Origin of the sequence: Vibrio sp. ECSMB14106 (assembly GCF_000972265.1) — a bacterium.
GTDB classification, from domain to species: domain Bacteria; phylum Pseudomonadota; class Gammaproteobacteria; order Enterobacterales; family Vibrionaceae; genus Vibrio; species Vibrio kanaloae.
Genome location: NZ_LAUM01000007.1, coordinates 192,172 through 215,250, shown reverse-complemented (window position 1 = coordinate 215,250; position 23,079 = coordinate 192,172). Strand labels below are relative to the sequence as shown.

Sequence of the window (23,079 nt, the reverse complement as noted above, 5' to 3'; positions counted from 1 at the left end):
GTCTCACCTTACCCGATTGGAGTGCTTATTATCCATACAAGCGTTTAAGGCAGATTCGCAACGCTCGGCATTTTCAGCTTACTTTAGGTTAAGTGTTTATGTCACAATGGTTTAGGTAGGGTGGTAGCGTTGCTCACCACTTAACGCGGCGTTAGTTTGCAAAGGGCAGAAAGGCGTTTATGATCTAAAAGCTTTGTTCTACGTTCTAGCTATACACCTGTTATTTTCCAAAGACTCTTCATCGAAATAGGCATCTCGCGTAGCACGTTTTTCGGTTAATTGGCGGTCGTGTTATTCAATTCTTCCGTGTTAGTAAGGTTCATTTCTCAATATTCTTGCACGCTGCTTCTTTGGTTTTGAAAGTTAAGCGGGAACATTGAAAGGTGGTATTTGTGGCTGTCGGCATCTACGAAAGTCTTCTTAGCCAAGTGCGTTTTGTTGGTTGGGTTTAAATTCTGAGCTGCCCGTTTTACTTTTGCGTTCAAAGTCATTAGTTTTATAGCTAATTCAGCATCTTGGCGCTAAACCTCCGGCTTCATCGCGGTGGCAAACTAACAAAGCGCTTAAGACAGATTCGCAACGCGTGGCATTTTTACTATGCGTTGATTTATGTGTTTAAGGTGTTATGCGGTGACTTCGTATTGCGTTGCTCACTACTTAGCTTAGCGTTAAGTGCATTTATTTAGCAAGGAATGAGCATGAGAAATATCAAAACGAACTTTGTAGATAAAATTGAAACTTCTATAACAGAAGCTCTGGGATTTCACACACTTATCAGATTTGGGCTGATGAAGCATGCAGAACAAATTGGGGTAAATCTAAATGCCAGAGCCATGTTTGGGGTGGGGCATCCTAGTAACCCTCAAAGAACCGTTTCATATGCGCCTAAACATATCGATATTCAGAGAAAAGTTGATGATAAACCTAATGTTGTTCTTGAGTTATATTTAACCGAAATCATTCAACACTGGTTTGATTTTCTTGCTGATCTCTATCAAAAAGCACTTGAGGAAAATTATTTCAATAGTGGTAGCTATGCCATTCCACCCTCTAAGGTGAAATTGGACCTAACTCTAAAAGATAATGATCTTTACAATAGTATTATTGGTTCCTGTGTTAGAGATTTTGACTTCCTGCAAGCAAAAGAGAAATTAAAACAAATAAAACGTACATTAGCTGCCGACTTGTCAGGTTTACAAGCTGATGAGCACCTAATCAACGAAAATATACAGATTCGTAATATACTTCAGCATCGTTTGGGGAAAGTTTCATCGAAAGATTTGTCTGATCTGGGAATCTCATCTTTTTCTCAAGATCAAGGTGATTCAATAAATCAAATTTCAGCAGGTGCTCGGATCACAAGAACAGTTTACGATCTCGAGAAACTGGTTATTTCGTTAAAGAGAGTTGCGGATAAATTGGTGGAAAATTGCACTTAACAAACTGCTTAAGAGGGATTCGCAACGCGTGGCATTTTTACTATGCGTTTGTTTAAGTGATTAAGGTGGTGTGCGGAGGCTTTGGTATTGCGTTGCTCACCCTTAACAGGGCGTTATGTTGCAATGAGCTTTCGATATGCTCTAATGTTACATAAATCGTTATTATCCCGAGAGAAATTGAATCATGTATCAACTACGCTGCACTAAGAAATCACAAGAATTGCTTGGTCTTAGGCCCCAAGACCTGTTAGATATTGAAAGCGAACATCATATTCTCGGTAATTGGTACATGCATACATTTACTCAAGAGCGTCGAAAATGTCTCTTTTTCATGGAAGAGAAAACTCTGATGTCTTTTGTGCTTATCGGTTTCAAAAAGTCAGAATTCAAGCATTTTAATGAAGCTTTCAAAAGTGGGTTGTTAAACTTACTAGAGCTTGAAAATGCTCCAAATGAGATTCTTTCTTCGTTTGAAAATGCAGAGTCGAATATTAGCTTTACCAAAACTGACAGTCGAAAGTTACTTGGTCACGTTAACGATAAAATGTCGTTGTACCAAGATTTCATATATTCAGATGGCGGTTTTGAGCATTGTGATCTAGCACAGATCACCGCAAAAATTAATAGAATGCCTCAAAAAGAGCTGGGTTGGGCATTATCAGTAGATGTCTTCAATGAGCTCTTCAACTAGCAACTTAGTATCAAGTTTGAAGTGCGACACTTTTTATAGATGCGCATGAATATAATCCGTTGGCGTTCTATACCCAAATCTTTTACGTGTGCGCGTATTTAATTTGTGTGCAATTTCATTGCAGAGCTTTTGTGTCACGTGTGACATAGAAGTTCGTTTTGGTAAGTAGTGTTGTATCAGCCATTGGTGTTTTCATTAGTACCTCGTTCCCATGAATGGTATGGATTTGCAAAGTAAAATAGACAGTTATGGTGTTTTTCTAGTTGTCCGTAACCGTGGAATTCAATGCCGTTATCAGCAATTATCGTTTTAAAAGGTAAATCAGAGCGGGTCATGATTTTACTCATTCTCACGTTGAGTGACTCGCTTGTTCTATCGTCCATTTGACCAATAAATGTGTAGTTAGTCATTCTGTCGACTAAAGTCACGATACAGTGCTTGGTTCCGCGACCAACGACGGTATCAACTTCCCAGTGGCCAGGCTCTTTTTGATGCTCAGCTTTTATAGGCCTTTCGTAATATGACGCTTTGCTGCCAGCCGTCCTCGGCTGTCTTTTGAGTTGTATCTTTTACGCCTTTTTTAAGTTGATTGTCGTAGGTGTTTCCATAGCGTTCCGCCGAGTACTTTGTCGTTCCAAGCGTGCTGATAAATGAGTTTGTGGCTGATTGTTGGATAGCCACTCCCCTTAGGTAACCGACGATTTGGTCAGGGCTCCAGTCCAGCCGTAGCAAGGTTTCAGGAAGTTTGAAGTCAAGTTTGTCATAGCGTTTATTTCTACGTGAACGACTCAACCGGTTACGAGTCATTTGTTGGCCTCGTTCGGGTTCGTATGAGTATCTATTGAAGAACTTGTTGTACGGGAATTACGTTCGATTTCTCGATGTATGGTGCTTTGTGACGACCCAGTTGTTTGGCTATTTTAGCGGTACTCATTCCTTGCTTTCTGAGTGCAGAAATCATATACCTTTCATTCTCGGTGAGGTGCGTGTATTTCATGTTTTTTACTTCTTGGCGGGAGCAAACTTCATGATTATCGCACCTTATTGTTTGTATGTTCAGGGGGGCCACTTCGTACTTGAATCCAGTCTGATAAGATTTGCTATCTTTATTTTTTAGTATAAATTTAAGTTTGATAATTTATAACTATATGAAATTAAAAATGAATAAAGAATCCACAGTTGCTGGACAAGCTGTCTACTCTAAGAAAGTACTCTCAATATACGATCTCTGGGTTTTAGGTATCTCAAATAACTATTTTTGGAAATGCCCAACTAAATTTATTAGTGAGCAATTTTCAATGTTAGTTTCATCTAACCATTTAGATGTTGGTGTTGGCTCAGGTTATTATCTAAAGAATTTTCTACCTCAATCAACAAAACGTATCGCTTTGCTAGATTTGAATCAAAATAGTCTTGATACAACTTCAAAAGCAATCAACCACTTTGAACCTGAAGTTTACTGCGGGGATGTGCTTGAGCCTCTTGAGTTAAATATCGATAAATTTGATTCAATTAGTGTTAATTATTTACTTCATTGCTTGCCTGGAAATCTGATTGACAAGTGTATTATGTTTAAGCATCTAAAGGATCATCTGAACGATGGTGGGGTATTGTTTGGTAGTACAATTTTGGGCAAGGGTACAAAACTAAACTTTTTCGCCAAAAAATTGATGGATGTTTACAATAAGAAAGGAATATTTAGTAATAACAACGATGATCTAGACACATTGCTGTTATTGTTAAACAAACACTTTACTGATGTAAAAGTAGAAGTGATAGGATGTGTTGCGTTATTTTCAGGAAAAAAAACATAACAAATGCATCAACACGTTATACTAAACTCGGCAATCTCAGTTTGCCGAGTGTTTCTCGTTTTAAGGCGTCAATATTAAGTATAATCGCATAGAAGTGAATGTGTTATGCAGGCGTTATATGTTTTGGCCAATTTAGGATTGCTAAGAAAAGCAGAGGCTCATGAGTTAGACTTCATCTACTCAATGGGCTTCGATGTCTGGGGTGATGGTCTTTCGTCCGAGGAGTACCTAGCAGGTTGTCGTAACAGTGAAAAATACTTATCAGGTACTTGGTACGTATTGGTTGAAAATGATCAAGTCGTATCATCTCTTATTGTTTATAGCGGCATGTTCGGTCTTAAAGAGAACTCTTTTGGTATTGGCTCTGTGGCTACATCCCTAGAACTACGACACCAAGGCTATGCGTCAAAGTTGGTTAATCTAGTCAAATCTGAGTTATTTGATAAAAACGATGGTAAGGCCTTGTACCTACATAGTGATATTGAACAGCAGTTCTATATGAAGCTTGGTTTTGTTAGTATTCAGGGTTCTGACTGCATGATTTATACAAAGGAACCAGTGGCTTCTAATGGATCAATACCAGCATACTTTTAGCTTTGAGTTCTACATATAACAAGAGACTATGAGACCAATAGTTATTTTGGCGCTATCTATGTTTTGATACCATCACATCTAAGCTACAAATTTAGTGCCGTATTATAAGTTTCCTACTGCCACAGAGCCAGCAGAAACACAAAAAGACCAATTCCAAGCGTTACTTTTAGAAGTAAGCCAAGAGGGGCACCACCTTTTGGCGCTTTATTGCAACATCCCATAATCGTTTCCTAATTCGTCGTGGATTTCATGTCACCATAAACCTTTCCCTTACGGTAAGGTCAATGCATTTATGACTCAGATTTCAGGCAACAAAAAGGCGAACCAAATGGTTCGCCTTTTCTTATTTTGTGCTGCTTAGCGCCGCTACGAATTAGTCTTCGTAGTTGTCGATGCTTGGGCAAGAACAGATTAAGTTACGGTCGCCGTATACGTTGTCTACACGGTTAACAGTCGGCCAGTACTTCGAGTTCTTCGTTGCTTTTGATGGGAAGCAAGCCAGTTCACGAGAGTAAGGGCGATCCCACTCTGCGCCTGAAAGGTCAATTTGTGTGTGCGGTGCGTTCACTAGAGGGTTGTTGTCTAGTGGCCATTCACCGGCCTTCACTGCTGCCATTTCGTGACGGATTGCGATCATCGCTTCACAGAAACGGTCTAGCTCTTCTAAACCTTCAGATTCAGTTGGCTCAACCATTAGTGTGCCAGCGACAGGGAAAGACATAGTAGGTGCGTGGAAACCAAAGTCCATTAGACGCTTAGCAATATCTTCTTCGCTGATGCCTGTGTCTTCTTTAAGCGGGCGAATATCGATAATACATTCGTGCGCTACGCGTCCGTTAGTGCCACGGTAAAGAACAGGGTAGTGAGGACGTAGTTTTTCCATCACGTAGTTCGCGTTCAGAATCGCTACTTTCGTTGCATTTGTTAGGCCTGGTTCGCCCATCATCGCGATGTAAGCCCAAGAGATAGGTAGGATTGAAGCACTACCTAGATCTGCAGCCGATACCGCGTAGTCAGAACCTTGTACACCGTTTTCGATGTGACCTGGTAGGAAAGGTGCTAGGTGCGATTTAACGCCGATAGGACCCATACCTGGACCGCCACCACCGTGTGGGATACAGAATGTTTTGTGTAGATTCAAGTGAGATACGTCTGAACCGATGAAGCCAGGTGAAGTTAGGCCTACTTGAGCGTTCATGTTCGCGCCGTCTAGGTAGACTTGCCCGCCCGCTGCGTGAACTTGTTCACACACTTCTTTCACTTGCTCTTCATATACGCCGTGCGTAGAAGGGTAAGTGATCATGATGCTTGATAGGTTTTCTTTGTGCTTCTCGATTTTCGCTGCTAGGTCTGTCATGTCGATGTTGCCATCTTCATCACACTTAACAACCACTACCTTCATTGAAACCATAGACGCTGTTGCAGGGTTAGTACCGTGCGCAGAGCTTGGAATCAGACAAACGTTACGGTGAGCTTCACCGCGGCTTGCGTGGTAACGTTGAATCGCGATTAGACCTGCGTATTCGCCAGATGCACCAGAGTTAGGCTGTAGTGAAAAATCGTCGTAACCGGTGATTTCACACAGCTTCTCTTTGAGATCTTTTGCTAGTGCAGTGTAACCAGCGGCTTGCTCTAGAGGTGCGAATGGGTGAATTGAACCAAACTCAGGCCATGTTACTGGAATCATCTCAGCAGCAGCGTTCAGCTTCATCGTACAGCTGCCCAGTGGGATCATGCCGTGCGTTAGTGAGAAGTCTTTGTTCTCAAGCTGTTTTAGGTAACGCATCATTTGCGTTTCGCTGTGGTGCGTGTTGAATACTGGGTGAGTTAGGAACTCTGATTCACGACGGCAGTTTTCTGGAATTGCTGCAAACTCATTTGATGCAATGTCAGAAGATAGCGCTTGAACGTCTTCTTTCACGTCGAAGATTGCGAACAGTGCGTTCACGTCGTCGACCGTAGTTGTTTCATCTAAGCTGATACCGATTTTTCCAACAAGTCGACGAAGGTTGATGTCTGCTGCTTGCGCTTTCGCGTACAGTGAATCTGTCTTGTCTTCTGTGTTCAGCGTGATGGTATCAAAGAAGCTGTTGTTGGTTAGCTCGTAACCCGTTTTAGTCAGGCCAGCCGCTAGGATAGCTGTCATGTGATGTGTACGACGAGCAATAGTACGAAGACCTTCTGCACCGTGGTAAACAGCGTAGAAAGACGCCATGTTTGCTAGAAGTGCTTGAGCTGTACAGATGTTCGATGTCGCTTTCTCGCGGCGGATGTGTTGCTCACGAGTTTGCATTGCCATACGTAGCGCTTGGTTACCGTGAGTATCGATAGATACACCGATTACACGACCTGGCATTGTACGCTTATGCTTTTCACGAGTACCCATGAATGCAGCGTGTGGACCGCCGTAACCCATAGGAACACCGAAACGTTGCGCTGAACCGATTACTACGTCTGCGCCCATTTCACCCGCAGGCTTAAGTAGAGCAGAAGCAAGTAGGTCAGTAGCCACTGTAACCAGTGTTTTGTTCGCTTGAGCTTTCGCAATGATGTCTGTTAGGTCACGAACTTCACCCGTTGTACTCGGGTATTGAAGAAGCGCACCAAATACGTCTTGCTCTGGAAGTGTTTCAAGAGCGCCAACCATTACTTCAAAACCGATGTACTCAGCACGAGTTTTAACAACTTCTAGTGTTTGAGGGTGAACATCGTCAGCAACGAAGAATACTTTGCTCTTGCTTTTGCCAGCACGTTTACACAGTGTCATCGCTTCGCCTGCCGCTGTCGCTTCATCAAGAAGGGATGCGTTCGCGATTTCCATACCGGTTAGGTCCATTACCATTTGTTGGTAATTGAGTAGAGCTTCAAGACGACCTTGAGAAATTTCTGGTTGGTATGGTGTGTAAGCTGTGTACCAGCCTGGGTTCTCTAAAACGTTACGTAGAATAACGTTTGGAGTGAATGTGTTGTAGTAGCCTTGGCCAATGAAAGTACGTTTCACTTGGTTTAGGTTAGCGATCTCTTTAAGAGAGGTCAGCATGTCCATTTCGCTCTGTGGCGCAGCAAGTGTCATTGGTTTTTCAAGACGGATTTGTGCAGGAACCGTTTCGTCGATCAGTGCGTCTAAGCTAGTCGCGTTGATCGTTTCAAGCATTTTTTGCTGGTCTGCTTTATTTGGGCCGTTATGACGAGCAACAAACTCGTTTTGAGTACCCAGGTCTTTCAGTAATTGGCTTTGAAGTAATTCAGTCATGATATGTTCTACTTTCTTTCTGGAGCCGTGAGCTAGCCCCTAAAATTAAGCTGCTCAAAAGAGCAGCTTTATCGTAATGAGGTTACCTATTAGTCTTCTTCGATAGAGCTTAGGTATTCTTCCGCATCTTTAAGGTTGTTTAGTTCAGATGCATCAGACATCTTCACTTTAACAATCCAACCACCTTCATAAGATTCTTCGTTAATTAACTCTGGGCTATCTTCTAATTCTTCGTTGATTTCTACAATTTCGCCAGAGATTGGTGCGTAGATATCAGAAGCTGCTTTCACTGATTCAACTAGAGAGAAGCTTTCGCCAGCTTCGATTTCGTCTCCAGTGTCAGGCAGGTCAACAAACACAACGTCACCTAGCATTTCTTGAGCGTGCTCAGAAATACCGATAGTTACAGTACCGTCACCGTTGTCTTTTACCCACTCGTGGCTGTCTGCAAACTTTAGTGTATTGTCCATTGCTTATTCTCCAAAAATTTATGAGGTTTTAATTTAAATCTTAAAAACGGTTTAACGGTAAAGAGGGAAGCGCTTGCAAAGCTCTTTAACTTGTTTGCGAACACGTTGCTCAACTTCAGCGTTGCCTTCAGGGCTTTCAACTAAGCCATCAAGTACATCACCGATCCATTCACCGATAAGTTTGAATTCTTCAGTGCCAAAACCACGACTGGTTCCAGCTGGCGTACCTAAACGGATACCAGAAGTAATCATAGGCTTCTCTGTATCGAATGGTATACCATTTTTGTTACATGTGATCCCTGCACGCTCTAATGCTTCTTCAGTTACGTTACCTTTCAAGCCCTTAGGGCGAAGGTCAACCAACATCAGGTGTGTGTCTGTACCGCCAGTCACAATGTCACAACCGCGAGTTTGCAATACTTCAGCAAGAACTTTTGCGTTGTCGATCACTGAATCAATATAAGTACTAAATTCAGGGCCAAGTGCTTCACCAAACGCCACTGCTTTAGCTGCGATAACGTGCATAAGTGGGCCGCCTTGTAGGCCAGGGAACACTGCAGAATTGATCTTTTTGTTGATGTCTTCGTGGTTAGTCAGAATCATACCGCCGCGTGGGCCACGAAGTGTTTTGTGTGTTGTTGTAGTTACAACGTGTGCGTGAGGTAGTGGGCTAGGGTGAGCTCCTGTCGCGATAAGACCCGCGATATGTGCCATATCGACCATTAGGATAGCGCCAACTTCGTCAGCGATTTCGCGGAACTTAGCGAAATCAATAACGCGTGGAATAGCACTACCACCAGCAATAATCATTTTAGGTTGGCTTTCGATAGCTAAAGCGCGAACTGCTTCGTAATCGATTTCTAGAGTGTCGCGGTCTACACCGTATTGAACTGCGTTGAACCATTTACCAGACATTGCAGGACGTGCACCGTGTGTTAGGTGGCCACCAGCGTCAAGAGACATACCTAGGATAGTGTCGCCAGGTTGAAGTAGCGCAAGTTTAACCGCGCCGTTTGCTTGAGCGCCAGAGTGAGGCTGTACGTTTGCGTATTCGCATTTGAAAAGCTGTTTAGCGCGCTCAATCGCGATAGCTTCAACGGTATCTACGTGCTCACAACCACCGTAGTAACGACGGCCTGGGTAACCTTCTGCGTATTTGTTAGTTAGGCAAGTGCCTTGAGCTTGCATTACTGCTTTAGAAACGATGTTCTCAGAAGCAATAAGTTCGATTTGTTCGTTTTGACGAGTGTTCTCTGCTTGTATGCCAGCAAATACGGCGTCGTCAGTACCAGATAAGTTCGTAGTGAAAAAGCTGTCTAAGCTATGGTTTTGGTAAGCGTTCATTGTCGAGACCTTTCATTAAGCTAATGGTGATTGTTTTTATAGTCCATTAGGTCTTACGTTGATTTCTGCATCGGTATCGTTTGCGCTGTATAGGTAGAGATAAACGCTAATTGCGTTTTAAATATACTCTTACGGCGTCTAAGCGATCGTTGTAGGGTCAATGCAGCACGAATTAATTCCCAAAAGTTCGGGTAAAAAACAGCTCTTACAAATGTTAAAATACTCATTTGGTACAAGCTGAAGTAGCATCTCTTCATCTAACAAGTCGATAACATAGCTCCGATAAAATCAATTTTCAATAAAAATTTCCAATAGGAAACAACTTTTCTTATTTTGCTACGAGGAGCACGCTTTATTTCTGTGTGTGCTCTTTAATCAACAAAGCGTTCCATGCAACAATTAAATGAATAGACAGGAAGTAAAAATATAATGAGGGACCTATGTCAGAAGACATTTATGATGAGTACCCATCTTTAACGTTGGCGAAGGAAACGTTAGATCAGAATATCGAACCACTAAAGCTCGGTCAGCGTATTAAAGATATCCGCGGTAAGCTCGGGATTACGCTAGAAGAAGCAAGCCAAAGAACGGGCTTGGCACGCTCTACGCTTAGTAAAATAGAGAACGAACAAATCTCGCCAACCTTTCAAGCTATGCAAAAATTAGCGATGGGTTTGCAAATTGACATGCCACAACTCTTTGAACCACCAAGGAAAAAAGTCGCAACAGGACGTCGTGACTTAACTAAGGCTGGTCAAGGCAAACCTCACCCAACACCCACTTATGAGCATGAATTGCTTGCGACTGAGCTTTCTAATAAGAAAATGATGCCGTTTAAAAGCCGCGTAAGAGCACGTACTTTTGAAGAGTATAGTGATTGGGTTCGTCACGACGGTGAAGAGTTCTTAATGATCATTTCGGGTGATGTGATGTTCTACTCAGAATTCTACGAACCGGTACCAATGAGCGAAGGCGATAGCATGTATTACGACGCTAATATGGGCCATATGTTGGTTTCTATCAGTACAGAAGATGCGCTCATTTTGTGGGTGACTGCAAAATAAATTAACAATCTTAGAATTTCTTATAGTGAATGCAAACGTTTGCTTTTGTTTCGAACGTTAGCCAATAGCCGCGATATTGATGTGAAAATCATCAATGTCGCGTTTTTGTATGTAACGAGTGATTGTTTTTAAATTGTTAAATGTCACATTTTGAGCTGTTTTAATCTTGTTAAGGGTGTAAAACTGATTCAGGCTTGTTTATTATAGTGAACACGGTTTACTCATGTTGATTGAAGTTTACTGAAGTGAATTCTTAGAAAGTGAGTTGTAGATATTTTATACAGCCAACCCGATGTATCAAGCTAACGATGTAAGCCTATATAAAAGGCATCACTTTTTACTATCTACTGCTTCTAAGGTTAAGACGTCAATGTTACTGACGCGAATACGCTGAGGTGACTAATGATGAAACTTATCGTTAGAAGCGACTCTAAATAGAGATATAAGCGGCAGACTCGATTTGGAAAGCCTGCAACGCTTCATGGAGAAGAAAATGACTCAAGAACACGCTAATCAAGACCTACTAACAACACCACTGCATGCACTTCATATAGAAGAAGGTGCAAAAATGGTTCCTTTCGCTGGCTACGATATGCCAGTTCAGTACCCACTAGGTGTAAAAAAAGAGCACTTGCACACTCGTGATGCTGCCGGTCTTTTTGATGTTTCTCATATGGGGCAACTTCGTCTTCATGGCGCGAACGCAGCGGCTGTATTAGAATCTTTGGTTCCTGTAGATATTATTGACCTTCCTTCTGGTAAGCAACGTTACGCGTTCTTTACTAACGAGCAGGGCGGTATCATGGACGACCTAATGGTGGCTAATTTAGGCGATCACCTGTTTGTTGTTGTAAACGCAGCTTGTAAGACACAAGATATCGATCACCTAACGGCTCACCTTCCTGCAGACGTAGAGATGGAAGTGATTGATGATCGTGCTCTGTTAGCACTTCAAGGTCCTAAAGCATCGGAAGTTCTGGCTCGTTTCCAACCAAGCGTTGCAGACATGCTGTTTATGGACGTTCAAAAAATGGATATCGACGGCGTTGAATGCATCGTGAGCCGTAGTGGTTACACAGGTGAAGATGGCTACGAAATCTCCGTACCAAACGATCACGCTGAAGCTCTTGCTCGTAAACTAACTGCAGAAGTAGAAGTAGAGTGGATCGGCCTTGGCGCACGTGACTCACTTCGTCTTGAGTGTGGTCTATGTCTATATGGTCACGATCTAGATACAACAACAACGCCAGTAGAAGCTAGCCTTCTATGGGGCATTCAAAAAGTGCGTCGTACTGATGGTGAACGTGCAGGCGGTTTCCCTGGTGCTGATATCATCCTTGATCAAATCGCGACTAAAGACGTTCAACGCAAGCGTGTTGGTCTAGTGGGTCAAACTAAGGCTCCAGTACGTGAAGGCGCTGAGCTGTTCGATGCTGAAGACAACAAGATTGGCGTAGTAACAAGTGGTACTGCGGGTCCTAACGCGGGCAAGCCTGTTTCTATGGCGTACGTTCGTACTGACCTGGCGGTTATTGGCACTGAAGTATTCGCAGAAGTTCGTGGTAAGAAGCTACCAATGACAGTAGAAAAAATGCCATTCGTACCTCAACGTTACTACCGTGGTTAATCTCTTTTAAGAGCAAACACCAAGTTTAACGAAAGCCTATTGTTTTCTTTTCTGTATTGAGAAGTATAACAGTGGGCTTTTTTGTTTTTTAGAGCGTATTTAGTTTGGATTGCTACGCTTAAGTCTCGTCATTTTAAATTGGCTTATAAAATAATAAGTATGTCATTACAGTTGAGAATATTCACTATACTGTTAGTTATGACATGCTATGGTAGCGAATCTTTCATTATTCAATAAGTAGTAGGGGTTGCAAGGAGTTACCTATGAATGAGATCCATCCAGTTAGTCCGATTCGTAAAGCCGTTTTAGGGCTCTTAGCGCCATTAATCTATACATCAAGTGTTATGGCAGTAGAAAGCACGGTCGAAATGACTGCTGACGTAGGGGTGACACCTTATATTGTGAATGGTAGTGACGCTTCAGTCAGTGAATTTTCTTCAATGGCGAGCTTGTTCATTGACCGTATCGATTACGATGGCGTCTATTCAACAGGCCCTTATTGTGGTGCGACAATTTTAAATCCAACGCATATTTTAACCGCTGCGCACTGTATTTACGGTGATGAAGAAGGGCAGCTGTTTACTTCAGTTGTCCCTCAACTGGAAGACACTTCCCAATTCCCTAACGGTAACATTCAAAAAGCGCGAGTCTCAGAAGTTTACTATCGCAGTGACTATTCAAATGCGTTGAGTGATCTATTACGCAATGATGTTGCTATTCTTAAGCTAGAAAGCGCACTTAATATCGATTCAGTTAACGATGTGGTTAAGCGTCCTTCCGATGAGAGTTACCGTGTTGGTGTTAATGACTTTGTTGCTGTTGGGCATGGTGATACACGTTCAGGCTTTGATGGCACAACGATATTACAGAGAGCGCCATTAAATTATGTAGATAACCCTACATGTGCAAAAGTATTCAATGGTGGTTCAGCACTGACGAGTAATCAAATTTGTTTTGTTGGTAACTATAGTACCTTCACTAAGTTATACGGCGGTACTTGCCAGGGGGATTCTGGTGGTCCTGTTTACTGGAAAGATGGTACTGATTATAGACAGGTAGGTATTACCAGTTTTGGACCTGAAACATGTGGTGGCAGCTCTGCTGTAACGTCTGTATTTACGGAAATATTAGACTACAAAGTTTGGATCGACAGTGTTATTGCTGGTAACGAAACCGCTAAGTTTGTTGCTACTGACGCCAAACGAACGGCTTATGTGAATGCGCTAAATTCATCTGGTTCTGGTAGCAGTGGTGGTAGCGTATCGTTTGGTTTGCTTGGTGTGTTGATATTACTTGGTGGCGTCAGAAGAGCAATATTACGTTAAGAGCGAGTCACTATTAATTAAGCTTAAATAACGGCTATTGAGTCAATGAGTCAATAAAGTCTGACTGCTATTTTATATTTTGCCCATTTTGGTGCCATAGAACGATTAGCTGATTTTTCCTCGGAGTTGTTTTGTGGTACTTCTTTGTTTTTTACTTTCTAAACGTCTCTTTTGAGAACCTTTTGTCGGTTTTGTCGCTCGTCTCACTTTTTGAACTTTTGTTGCTTCTAAGATGAGTTCTTTCAAACGCACCAAAGCATCGTCTCGGTTTTGTTCTTGAGTTCTATATTGCTGCGCCTTAATGATAATCACACCCTCTTTGGTGATGCGGCTATCTTTGTATGCTAATAGTTTCTCTTTATAGAAATCAGATAGGGTGGAGTGCTTAATGTCAAAACGTAAATGTATCGCGCTTGATACTTTATTGACGTTTTGGCCGCCAGCCCCTTGTGCTCTGATCGCTGTTAACTGGATCTCCCAGTCTTGAATCGAAACAGAGTTAGATATTTGTAACATAAACATCCATAGTTAACGGAAATATGCGGTCATGATACTGAATATTGGTTATGGTATCAGTAACTTTCTTAAAGAGTGGTAGTAGTAATGAAAATAGATTTGACGATGTATGAAGGGTTGATCTTTGATATGGATGGTACGTTAATCGATACAATGCCTGCTCATGTCAAAGCATGGCAAAAAACGGCAGAGCAGTTCGGATTTCATTTCGAAGCGTCTTGGCTACATAGTTTAGGTGGTATGCCGAGTTATAAGATCGCCGGTGAAGTGAACAGTAAGTATGGTTTATCACTCGACCCCCACGCGGTGTCGACATTTAAAATGGCTGCGTTTGCGGCAATTGAAGACAAAGGAGACGTTATCCCTTGTACCCATTCTTTGTTGTTAGAATACTTAGGCGACAAGAAAATTGCGGTAGGGACGGGCAGTCAGCGTAAAAGCGCTGAACAATTGCTAGAGAAAACGGACATCTTGAATAAGCTTGATATTTTGGTAACAGCGAGCGACGTTAAGAATCATAAGCCAAACCCTGACACTTTCTTGGATGCATGTTTAGGAATGGGTTTGCGGCCAAAGCAGTGTGTTGTATTTGAAGATACCAATCTTGGTAAGCAGGCGGCGCACGCTGCGGACATGGATTGCATTCTAGTGGTGGAAGGTAATCAATTAGAGTTTTATCCAGCACCAGACTAAAGTACAGCCTAGTATAGACGATATTACTCTCTCCGCTAGGCGATCTCGTTCATTTCAGCGTCTAGGAACAAACACACATTATTTCGACCTGCCGCTTTTGCCTCGTATAATGCTAAGTCTGCGCACTTATAATTGAGTGCAGGGTCATCTGTGAGGTTGGTGATTCCTCCGCTTACCGTTGTCACGTTGTCGAGTTCAATGCTGATAGCTATTCTTAGCCTGTTAAGTACATACTCTGCTTCTTCAGTTGTTGTATGAGGTAAAATAACGCCAAACTCTTCGCCACCAATACGAGCGACAAAGTCGGTTTCACGACATTCTCTTTGTAATATTCGAGCGACGGTTTGAATGACTCGATCACCATAGTCGTGGCCAAACCGATCGTTAATACGTTTGAAGTGGTCAATATCTAAGATAGCTAAGCAAGACTGTTCTCGGGTCGGATAACGATTTACACGAGAGCATTCGTCGCGAAGTTCACGGTCGAACTTACGTCGGTTCCAACAGCCTGCTAATGCATCTTTCTCACTCAAATTTCTTAGTTTGTTCTCAAGTTCTTTGTGTTTACTTATATCTACAAATGATGCGACATAAAATTGAATGGTACCTTTTGAGTCTTTGATGGTTTGAATTCGAAGTATTTCCGTAATCAACGATCCGTCTTTACGACGATTCACCACTTCACCTTCCCACATGCCTTTTTGCTTGATTACGCTCCACATTTTAATGTAGAACTCCTGGTTGTAGCGGCCAGAGGCAAACATAGAAGGTTGGCGGCCTTTCACATCTTCCAAATCGTAGCCACTTACACGAGTAAACTCCTGGTTCACTTTAATGATTCGATTATTTCTGTCGGTAATGACTAAGGCCGACATGCCATTCATTGCCACTTTGGCTAATTGGCTTTCGATGCTGTTCTTTTTGTGGTTTTTATTCCATAGCACGAAGCCTGCTGAAATCATTGAGATTAGTATTGTGAGTGTAATAACTTGCACAATGATCGCGTGGTTTTCTCTTTGGTATTGACTACTAAATTGTTGATTTTTAATATGAAGAACCATGTATATTGGGTCTTCAAATTGCTTTATCTTGGGGCTGATATTTGCATGGAAGTACCAATTTTTACCGTCAAAATAGCTAGAAGAAGTGTTGTCTTGAATTGCTTGCCAAAGTTCGGGGTAAAGATTTGCGTAAGTTTTATTTGAGCGTGACTCAAGAAGGTGTCCAAATGATTCTTCAAGATCAGGCCCCATGATGATATGTCCCGTTTTATTGAGTATTACAGGTACGGCTGCAGATGTGTTGATTTGATAAAGAAGGCGTTCGTAGATTTCTAGAATGTTCAGGTTTGCAATAAAATAACCAAGAACACGACCTTCTGAAGCAACTGGGGTCATAATTCGCAATGTAGGAGTCAATGGGTGAACGACTTCGCCATTTTCGACTTCTAAATCAATGCTACTTGAAATGACTTCACCTATTTTTAAGCGACTAAGCTTTTCAAAGTAGTCACGATCCGATTTATTTTGAAGCTTATGAGTTGGAACTATCGTCGCTTTCTTATTGCGGTAGTTTATACGGAAAATCTCATTACCTTTTAAGTCTAAGTAGCGAAGCTGAGAGTAATATTGTTGAGTACGAGCCAACATTATCCAAAGATCTTGCAATACTTCTCTGTGAATAATCGATGGTTCTTTAATGGCGCGAAGTAACGTTTTTGAATCAGCAATGGAAGGGACTGAATTGGATACTTGTTCCACAATAATAGCTAGCTTGTGGAAGCTGTATTCTATTTGGTTTTGACTGGATTGTTTGATATTTAGCGTGTGCTGAGCTTCAACTCTGTCAAATTCAGAGTTAATGTAGAGTGCTGGTACTAACCCTAAGGCAAACATAGTGCACAGAAATTGGCTGATCAGCTTTTTTATACTTGTATTCATCCACCGTCCTCAAAGAATCCGGTGCAATACTATATATTTTATAGGGCTTTTAATGTGATCTTGACCCAGAACTTTAAGCAATAATTGCATATTACTGCGGTTTTAGTGCAACTTTTTGCTTTGAGACTGTTAATTAAGCCATATAAGTAACAACAAGTCATCGTTAAATTGAGTCCTGCTGATGCCAGTAATACTCGAAGGAGCATGAGCAGGACCTTTGTTCGTGTTTTTATTCTATTTACTAAGGCTCTGTAATCACTAATTTAAACCAATGATGCTCCCTTCGTCATCAATGTCTAACGACATAAATGCAGGTCTATCTGGTAAGCCGGGCATTGTCATTACATTGCCGCATAACGCGTAAACGTAACCAGCACCTGCACACAGTTTGAGTTCTCTAATGGGCACATCAAATTGAGTTGGCGCGCCTTTTATGTGTGTTTCAGTAGAGATAGACAAGGGGGTTTTTGCCAAACAAACGGATAGACCGCTATAACCATGTTTGTTGAACTCTTCGAGCTGTTGCTTAGCAAGTGGTGATAGTGTGATACTTGCCGCGCCATAGCCAACTTCAGCGACTGCCATTAGCTTTTCTTCTAGGCTTTGTTCTGAGTGATACAAAGGCTTAAATTCACTCTCTTTTTGGCAAGCTTTTACTACGGCGTGAGCCAATTGATTCGCCCCTTCGCCACCTCGACCAAATGCTTCGCTCACTTCAACGCTAACGTTTGGGTCGAAGTCGGTGATCATCTGTTTCAAAGCATCTAGTTCTTGAGTTGAGTCTTGTGGGAATCGGTTAATCGCAACAACTGTAGGCACTTGGTATTGCTTGACGTTGTTGATATGCCATTTAAGGTTATCAAATCCTGCAATGAGTGCATCTTGGTTTTCATTCAAGATCGAGTCTGGTAGGGCTGTACCTAGCTCCAAACCGTATAAGCCGGAGTTAGCTTTTAATCCACGTAAAGTTGCTACAATTACTGCGCAATCGGGCTTCTTGTTTGAGGCTTTTACTTTTATATTGCACGCTTTTTCAAAACCCATGTCTGAGCCAAATCCACCTTCTGTCACAACAAAGTCACTGAGCTTTAAGGCTATCTTGTCGGCAATAATTGAAGAGTTACCATGGGCGATGTTCGCAAATGGCCCCGCATGAATTAAGGTAGGGACACCTTCAAGGGTTTGCATTAGTGTAGGCTCAATAGAATCCTTCATTGTTACTGTCATAGCCCCTGCAACGTTGAAGTCATCTGCCGTTAATGGCATACCTTGATAGTTATAGGCGAGTACGATACGACCGATACGTTTTCGTAAGTCTTGAAGGTCATTAGCAAGTGCAAGAATGGCCATCAGCTCTGAAGCGGCTGATATATCAAATCCATCTTCGCGTTCGTAACCATTGATGGTTTTGCCCGTTTCGTTTTTACCTACCGTGATCATGCGCAGTGCACGGTCATTATGGTCGAGTACACGTCGCCATACTATTCTGTTTGGGTCGATATCCAGCGCTTTTAAACCAGATCGCGCTTCAAATGCTTCTAAACCTTCGCGCTGTTCATGATACAAACGTGCGTCAATTGCGGCAGAGGCGAGATTATGAGCTGCAGTCACCGCGTGAATGTCACCTGTTAGGTGAAGGTTTAACTGCTCCATAGGGGCAACCTGAGAGTACCCACCGCCAGCCGCGCCACCTTTCACACCAAATACCGGCCCCATTGAAGGTTGACGAATGCAAGCCATCGCTGAGTGATTAATCTTAACTAGGCCTTGCGCTAGCCCAACTGTGGTAACGGTTTTGCCTTCACCGAGAGGAGTTGGAGTGATAGCGGTCACGATAACTAGTTTGCCATCAGGTTGATCTGCTAGACGCTCCAACAATGTTAAAGACACTTTAGACTTATATAAGCCCAATGGCTGGTGTTCGTTATGTTGTAGGCCTGCTTGTTCAGCAATATCAGTGATGTTTTTAAGGGGAGTTGTGCGACAAATATCAATATCAGACAGCATGTTTGATCCTTATATCAGAACCGAAAGGTAGTACGTAAACGGTTGCCTGGCGATATTACTGTATAAATCGGCCAAGTAAAGGCAACCACACGAATTATGTGCTGGAAGGTGATAGATCTAAAGAGTTATTGCGCAGGATCAATTCTTAAACGAGCAAAATATTGAAGTGGTCGCATTTCATCACGTTTATATTGATGATTAATACAAAAAGAGCTGCCTATAGCAACTCTTTTTGAGGAATGGATGATCTGGATTTGGTTCATCAAACCAATTAGCCGACTGGCTATGGCCAGATTAACGATCCCAGTATGTTTCTTCTAAGCTATCTTCGCGCTCAGGTAATGCACGAGAAAGACGCGGAGAGTGCTGAGTTAACACTTCGTAGCTGACACGGTTTGCGTACTTACAAATTTGAGACAGTGACGAGTACGTAAGACAAGTGTACTCGTGTTTCTCTGAATTCGGTACGTTAACATGGTGGTAGCTATTAGCTGCCATGTCGTGTAACAGAGCAGAAAGCGCGCCATCACCAGCGCCATTTGTGTTCTTAATCTCAAGGGGGCCACCAAGGTAAGGACCGATGTGAGAGTACACTTTTACTGGTTGTTTACAGTCTTGCTTACGCATCGAACGGCTGAATTCATATTTGTTGAATTCTGGAATATTTCCTGGAAGTAATGGAAACGTTGTTTCACGCTTCGCTAACTCGTCTGTATAGCCTGCCATGTATAAGCCGATAGGACCTGCTGTACATAGAACTAAGTCCACCCACTCAAGTGCTTTGTTGGCAGCCAGCAGCGGATCTTTCTCACCAGTTAACGCTTCACCTTCATCTTCATTCATCGCGACGATCGTTACGTTTTCTTTGAGGTATTCTTGCCACCATTCAGCGTTGCCTTCGATCACGTATTTAGTGCCAAGCGTTAGTACAACAGGCACATTGTGCGCTTTCGCGTATTCGATCGCTTTTTGTACGGCTTTTGGCATTGGATCGTCAGGGTTACCACGCATTAGGTATGAAGAGACAACTAATGCAGAGGCTTTTTCGAAAATTTGTTCAGGAATACTTTCAGGAAGCAACTGGTTCATATGCCCTTCGTTGATCGCAAACGTACGTTCGCCATCTTCGGTAATGAGCGTGTAACAACGACCAATTGGACCATCAACAGTTTGTAGGTGGTTTAAGTTCATACGTGAAGAGGTACGACAAAGGTAACGGTAACCAAATGAGCCAACTTCAATTTTCTTAGACATTACACCAAGCAGTACTGATTTACTGTCTGCTAGAACGGAATAGTTGTGCAGTGTATTGCCGATAGTATCGCCAGGGTATTGATGCGTGATCAAACCAGATTCAACGAGCTCCTCATACAGCGCATCGGCTTTACTTTCTTCCAATACAAGAGAGTGGCCTTTACTCAGTTCATATTTTTCTAGGAACGCGTCGTCAACACGGGCTTCGATATCAACAATAGTCTGGCCAACACCAACAATGGTTGCGCGGTGTAGTTTAGGTGTTTGTTGAATTTGGTTGACCAACGGATCACGTGCGTGAGTTGGAAAGTAGTGCTTAGATTTACGCTGTCCAGGAAACTTCATATGAAAAATACAGTGAAAAAATTTTGCCGCATGATATCACGTTTTTCTTCTGTTTCTTTCATTTTTATTACATTCAGAGTCACCTGTACAGACATTGTACAGGTGACTCGGTATCACTATTCTGTTGGTATTAACGTTGACGGTTCAACGTAAGCTTTTGTACCTAATAGTGGAACAGTTGAAAGGCTGTGTTTAAAACTGCCTTCTGTTTCTTTGGTTGTGTAAGACAAGTAGAGCAGTGATTGATTCGCCGCGTCGTAGATACGACGAACCTTCATGGTCTTAAAGAAGATGCTTTTTGATTGTTTAAAGACCACTTCACCAGATTTACTCTTGTCTATTTTAGCAATCATTTCTGGTGTGATTTCACCGGTTTGACGACAAGAAATAGAGCTGTCACTTGGGTCCGAAAGGCTAAGATTTGCCTCAACTGAAGCTATATGACACGTCACGCCTGGAATTTTATCATCATCCAAAGATGACATTTTTATGTCCTTGAGAGTGAAGAAGCCCAAAGAGACGTCACCAACCTCGTTGTCTGAACAGCCGGCTAACATAAAGAGGATACCTACTGCTATTAAGGCTTTTTTCATAAGAAGTCCTTTGGTTTGTATAGTTCTGTTTAGTATGAAGATTATTGAAAGTTCGCATATTAGTGTAGAGCTTTTCGCTAACTTCTTAAAGGATGTTGTTGGATAATGAAAACTAACAAGCATTTAAACTACTTGTTGGCCATGTTCATGCTCTGTATGCTCTCTGTTTGTAGCTCGGCACTTCAACCGATCATATGCCTTCCAAATAATTGTGATATTTGGGGATACTAACCGTAGGTACTAAAAGAATGAATAATGAAATACCTGAAATTGCACATAATAAAAATCAATGGCTATTTGGTCAGCTCGACATAGCGTACCCCGCAAAGGAAAGTCTTCTAGGTCGAGAGATCTATAAAAAACAACTATCCCAAAGAACTTATCAACTCCTCCCGCAACACCAAACTCCCACTGAAATAGATGAACTGCATAAAGTCGACTTCCATAAGTTGACGGTACTATTCTCACTTAACCAAGCGAGTGCTTACTCAGATAAAGCGGATAGGGCCAATATCGTAGAGTTTTTGAGCCAGATAATGTTATCGGATGAACATGAATTATATGTAGGCACTCAAAAAGGTGATGTTGTAGCGAGTGCCATCGTTACAGAAAAAGATGATGAGTTGCTGATATCGGATGTTGTGAATGAAGATGACCAAAATGTGATCGGCTTTGCTAAGCAGCTGCATGACTTTTGGGTAGAAGGTCAAGATTCTAACCGTAAAGTGTGGCTAGAAAACTAAAGGTTCCTTGAGAAAGCGTTGACCTTAATACAATGCACGGCCTTTTAACAAAGGGGGGCGGTATATATGATCACTCACTTACTGTGATTGGTGTTATATTTATGCGAACCCTCTTCAAAGCTCTTTCTCAAACTTACATTTTTATAGGACATTTGGTGACTTTTATAAGCCAAGTAATATTCATCATTGTCCAATTAAAATGAGATCTGTTGCTTATCTTGGTGCGTTAAAGTGATCCACTGCATATTTCGTGAAGAGAAATAAGAGGGTATCGGTAAACTGTTACCTTAGTCATCCTTAGGGGTGAAATAACGCTATAGGATAAAGCTTGGATTCAGTACGAGTGATATATCTATGCGGTTAGAACAGACGAAGTGTGTGATTTTTGATTGTGACGGAACACTTATTGATAGTGAAAAGTTATGCTGCCAAGCTTTGGTGAATGTATTCGCCTGTTTTGGGGCTGATCTAAACGTTACTGACTGCTATGCACACTTTCAAGGCGGAAAGTTGGCCGATATCTTAATGGATACACGAGAACGTCTTGGGCTATCTATTTCTATTGATACACTTGAACCACTATATCGTGCAGAGCTAGAAGCACTATTCCAACGACATCTAAAGCCAATGGATGGTGCGATCGCTCTTATTGAGTTCCTAAAGCAGCAAGACATTGAGTTTTGTATTGCCTCAAATGCGCCTAAATCTCGAGTTGAATCGTCATTGGCAATGACAGGAATGCTCGATGACTTTAAGGGGAAGGTGTTTTCAGCTTTTGATGCAAATAGCTGGAAGCCAGAGCCAGATCTGATTATGTATACCGCAATGAGCATGGGTTTCTTGCCCAATGAGTGCATCTATGTTGATGATACCTTGAAAGGAGTGGAAGCTGGTGTTCGTGCCGGTGTTCAGTCATTCCGGTTACGTCCAAGTGTTGATGAGTCTATAGTGGATCCAGAAGCCGACTCAGCAGAGCTAGCGGCTCAGGATATATACAGTTTAGAAGAAATTTCGGTTTGGCTTAATGGTAAGCACTGTTTAAGTGATGGTATACCGAACTCGGAAGCTTTGGCGGGTTAGCACCTAACTGAAGGCTAACGATTTTACTGAATTGTTTGGTATGGAAACCACAAGATGCACACGTAAACTTTTCTCCACTTTCCGAAAGTAGATATTCGTCGTGTTGACATAAAGGACATGTAACGTTTTCGATATTTGATGCTTTTGTATTATTCATTATGTGTCACCTGCAGCAAGAGGGTAAGCGAAAGTAAGACCTGCTCCATTAGATTACCCCTAAGCTCGATTGTTAGACAGTTTTGATGTCTCATAATCTTTCCTTTGCGACTTGCTTCATGGTAATGATA

General features: G+C 42.1%; 19 protein-coding genes and 1 pseudogene. 10 read left to right on the top strand and 10 right to left on the bottom strand.

Translation table 11 applies throughout. The features are described from left to right. Positions 1-698 precede the first annotated feature (698 nt). Positions 699-1,439, top strand: a complete 741-nt coding sequence (locus WR49_RS07800) for a hypothetical protein (RefSeq protein ID WP_046223635.1) — start codon at positions 699-701, stop codon at positions 1,437-1,439. A gap of 184 nt (positions 1,440-1,623) precedes the next feature. Continuing rightward, on the top strand, positions 1,624-2,130 hold the full coding sequence (locus WR49_RS07795) for a DUF6933 domain-containing protein (RefSeq protein ID WP_046223634.1): 507 nt from the start codon (positions 1,624-1,626) through the stop codon (positions 2,128-2,130). A gap of 33 nt (positions 2,131-2,163) precedes the next feature. On the opposite strand, the pseudogene WR49_RS07790 reads toward WR49_RS07795, so the two are convergent. Then, positions 2,164-3,127, bottom strand: a pseudogene (locus WR49_RS07790) (IS30 family transposase). Positions 3,128-3,290: 163 nt separating this feature from the next. Here WR49_RS07790 and WR49_RS07785 point away from each other — a divergent pair. Next, positions 3,291-3,944: a class I SAM-dependent methyltransferase gene (locus WR49_RS07785; protein WP_046223633.1), complete on the top strand. Its 654-nt coding sequence runs from the start codon at positions 3,291-3,293 to the stop codon at positions 3,942-3,944. A gap of 105 nt (positions 3,945-4,049) precedes the next feature. Next, on the top strand, positions 4,050-4,538 hold the full coding sequence (locus tag WR49_RS07780) for a GNAT family N-acetyltransferase (RefSeq protein WP_046223632.1): 489 nt from the start codon (positions 4,050-4,052) through the stop codon (positions 4,536-4,538). A gap of 373 nt (positions 4,539-4,911) precedes the next feature. Here WR49_RS07780 and gcvP read toward each other — a convergent pair whose 3' ends face one another. The 3 genes from gcvP to WR49_RS07765 all read right to left on the bottom strand — a co-directional run bounded on the left by gcvP (position 4,912) and on the right by WR49_RS07765 (position 9,605). Beyond that, positions 4,912-7,791, bottom strand: a complete 2,880-nt coding sequence (gene gcvP, locus WR49_RS07775) for an aminomethyl-transferring glycine dehydrogenase (RefSeq protein ID WP_046223631.1) — start codon at positions 7,789-7,791, stop codon at positions 4,912-4,914. Positions 7,792-7,880: 89 nt separating this feature from the next. Next, a complete protein-coding gene (gcvH, locus tag WR49_RS07770) occupies positions 7,881-8,261 on the bottom strand; it encodes a glycine cleavage system protein GcvH (RefSeq protein WP_004730871.1) in 381 nt (126 codons plus the stop codon). 51 nt (positions 8,262-8,312) lie between these two features. Further along, complete coding sequence (locus tag WR49_RS07765) at positions 8,313-9,605, bottom strand: serine hydroxymethyltransferase (protein ID WP_046223630.1); 1,293 nt, start codon at positions 9,603-9,605, stop codon at positions 8,313-8,315. 440 nt (positions 9,606-10,045) lie between these two features. On the opposite strand from WR49_RS07765, the gene WR49_RS07760 reads away from it, so the two are divergent. The 3 genes from WR49_RS07760 (at position 10,046) to WR49_RS07750 (ending at position 13,621) form a co-directional block, all read left to right on the top strand. After that, the gene (locus WR49_RS07760; RefSeq protein WP_017058371.1) at positions 10,046-10,669 is read left to right on the top strand and encodes a helix-turn-helix domain-containing protein; all 624 of its coding nucleotides are present in this window, start codon (positions 10,046-10,048) and stop codon (positions 10,667-10,669) included. A 493-nt stretch (positions 10,670-11,162) separates the two neighbouring features. After that, positions 11,163-12,296: a glycine cleavage system aminomethyltransferase GcvT gene (gene gcvT, locus WR49_RS07755; protein WP_046223629.1), complete on the top strand. Its 1,134-nt coding sequence runs from the start codon at positions 11,163-11,165 to the stop codon at positions 12,294-12,296. Positions 12,297-12,559: 263 nt separating this feature from the next. Continuing rightward, the gene (locus WR49_RS07750; RefSeq protein WP_046223628.1) at positions 12,560-13,621 is read left to right on the top strand and encodes a S1 family peptidase; all 1,062 of its coding nucleotides are present in this window, start codon (positions 12,560-12,562) and stop codon (positions 13,619-13,621) included. 105 nt (positions 13,622-13,726) lie between these two features. Here WR49_RS07750 and arfB read toward each other — a convergent pair whose 3' ends face one another. Then, positions 13,727-14,137: an alternative ribosome rescue aminoacyl-tRNA hydrolase ArfB gene (arfB, locus tag WR49_RS07745; RefSeq protein ID WP_017058368.1), complete on the bottom strand. Its 411-nt coding sequence runs from the start codon at positions 14,135-14,137 to the stop codon at positions 13,727-13,729. Between the two features lie 87 nt (positions 14,138-14,224). Here arfB and WR49_RS07740 point away from each other — a divergent pair, with 87 nt between their 5' ends. Further along, entirely contained in the window at positions 14,225-14,830 is a 606-nt protein-coding gene (locus tag WR49_RS07740; protein WP_017058367.1) for a beta-phosphoglucomutase family hydrolase, read from the top strand. A gap of 35 nt (positions 14,831-14,865) precedes the next feature. On the opposite strand, the gene WR49_RS07735 is transcribed toward WR49_RS07740, so the two are convergent. The 4 genes from WR49_RS07735 to WR49_RS07720 form a co-directional block, all read right to left on the bottom strand. Then, positions 14,866-16,770: a sensor domain-containing diguanylate cyclase gene (locus WR49_RS07735; RefSeq protein WP_046223627.1), complete on the bottom strand. Its 1,905-nt coding sequence runs from the start codon at positions 16,768-16,770 to the stop codon at positions 14,866-14,868. A 258-nt stretch (positions 16,771-17,028) separates the two neighbouring features. Then, positions 17,029-18,777, bottom strand: a complete 1,749-nt coding sequence (locus tag WR49_RS07730; RefSeq protein ID WP_017058365.1) for a formate--tetrahydrofolate ligase — start codon at positions 18,775-18,777, stop codon at positions 17,029-17,031. A gap of 294 nt (positions 18,778-19,071) precedes the next feature. Then, the gene (locus WR49_RS07725) at positions 19,072-20,376 is read right to left on the bottom strand and encodes an inosine/guanosine kinase (RefSeq protein ID WP_046223626.1); all 1,305 of its coding nucleotides are present in this window, start codon (positions 20,374-20,376) and stop codon (positions 19,072-19,074) included. Between the two features lie 116 nt (positions 20,377-20,492). Beyond that, positions 20,493-20,969, bottom strand: coding sequence for a CreA family protein (locus WR49_RS07720; RefSeq protein ID WP_046223625.1), 477 nt, complete (start codon positions 20,967-20,969; stop codon positions 20,493-20,495). A 248-nt stretch (positions 20,970-21,217) separates the two neighbouring features. Here WR49_RS07720 and WR49_RS07715 point away from each other — a divergent pair, with 248 nt between their 5' ends. Beyond that, entirely contained in the window at positions 21,218-21,712 is a 495-nt protein-coding gene (locus WR49_RS07715; RefSeq protein ID WP_017058350.1) for a hypothetical protein, read from the top strand. A 354-nt stretch (positions 21,713-22,066) separates the two neighbouring features. Further along, entirely contained in the window at positions 22,067-22,792 is a 726-nt protein-coding gene (locus WR49_RS07710) for an HAD-IA family hydrolase (protein WP_017058349.1), read from the top strand. On the opposite strand, the gene WR49_RS21785 is transcribed toward WR49_RS07710, so the two are convergent. Continuing rightward, positions 22,734-22,949, bottom strand: a complete 216-nt coding sequence (locus tag WR49_RS21785) for a hypothetical protein (protein WP_077681496.1) — start codon at positions 22,947-22,949, stop codon at positions 22,734-22,736. The two genes, WR49_RS07710 and WR49_RS21785, sit on opposite strands and share 59 nt — an antisense overlap. Between the last annotated feature and the right edge of the window lie 130 nt (positions 22,950-23,079).

Coding starts and splice junctions, on each gene's coding strand:
- WR49_RS07710 (WP_017058349.1), top strand. CDS start 22,067: ATGCGGTTAGAACAGACGAAGTGTGTGATTTTTGATTGTGACGGAACA.
- WR49_RS07795 (WP_046223634.1), top strand. CDS start 1,624: ATGTATCAACTACGCTGCACTAAGAAATCACAAGAATTGCTTGGTCTT.
- WR49_RS07800 (WP_046223635.1), top strand. CDS start 699: ATGAGAAATATCAAAACGAACTTTGTAGATAAAATTGAAACTTCTATA.
- WR49_RS07785 (WP_046223633.1), top strand. CDS start 3,291: ATGAATAAAGAATCCACAGTTGCTGGACAAGCTGTCTACTCTAAGAAA.
- WR49_RS07725 (WP_046223626.1), bottom strand. CDS start 20,376: ATGAAGTTTCCTGGACAGCGTAAATCTAAGCACTACTTTCCAACTCAC.
- WR49_RS07730 (WP_017058365.1), bottom strand. CDS start 18,777: ATGCTGTCTGATATTGATATTTGTCGCACAACTCCCCTTAAAAACATC.
- WR49_RS07765 (WP_046223630.1), bottom strand. CDS start 9,605: ATGAACGCTTACCAAAACCATAGCTTAGACAGCTTTTTCACTACGAAC.
- WR49_RS07760 (WP_017058371.1), top strand. CDS start 10,046: ATGTCAGAAGACATTTATGATGAGTACCCATCTTTAACGTTGGCGAAG.
- WR49_RS07735 (WP_046223627.1), bottom strand. CDS start 16,770: ATGAATACAAGTATAAAAAAGCTGATCAGCCAATTTCTGTGCACTATG.
- WR49_RS21785 (WP_077681496.1), bottom strand. CDS start 22,949: ATGAATAATACAAAAGCATCAAATATCGAAAACGTTACATGTCCTTTA.
- WR49_RS07750 (WP_046223628.1), top strand. CDS start 12,560: ATGAATGAGATCCATCCAGTTAGTCCGATTCGTAAAGCCGTTTTAGGG.
- WR49_RS07720 (WP_046223625.1), bottom strand. CDS start 20,969: ATGAAAAAAGCCTTAATAGCAGTAGGTATCCTCTTTATGTTAGCCGGC.
- WR49_RS07715 (WP_017058350.1), top strand. CDS start 21,218: ATGAATAATGAAATACCTGAAATTGCACATAATAAAAATCAATGGCTA.
- arfB (WP_017058368.1), bottom strand. CDS start 14,137: ATGTTACAAATATCTAACTCTGTTTCGATTCAAGACTGGGAGATCCAG.
- gcvT (WP_046223629.1), top strand. CDS start 11,163: ATGACTCAAGAACACGCTAATCAAGACCTACTAACAACACCACTGCAT.
- WR49_RS07740 (WP_017058367.1), top strand. CDS start 14,225: ATGAAAATAGATTTGACGATGTATGAAGGGTTGATCTTTGATATGGAT.
- WR49_RS07780 (WP_046223632.1), top strand. CDS start 4,050: ATGCAGGCGTTATATGTTTTGGCCAATTTAGGATTGCTAAGAAAAGCA.
- gcvP (WP_046223631.1), bottom strand. CDS start 7,791: ATGACTGAATTACTTCAAAGCCAATTACTGAAAGACCTGGGTACTCAA.
- gcvH (WP_004730871.1), bottom strand. CDS start 8,261: ATGGACAATACACTAAAGTTTGCAGACAGCCACGAGTGGGTAAAAGAC.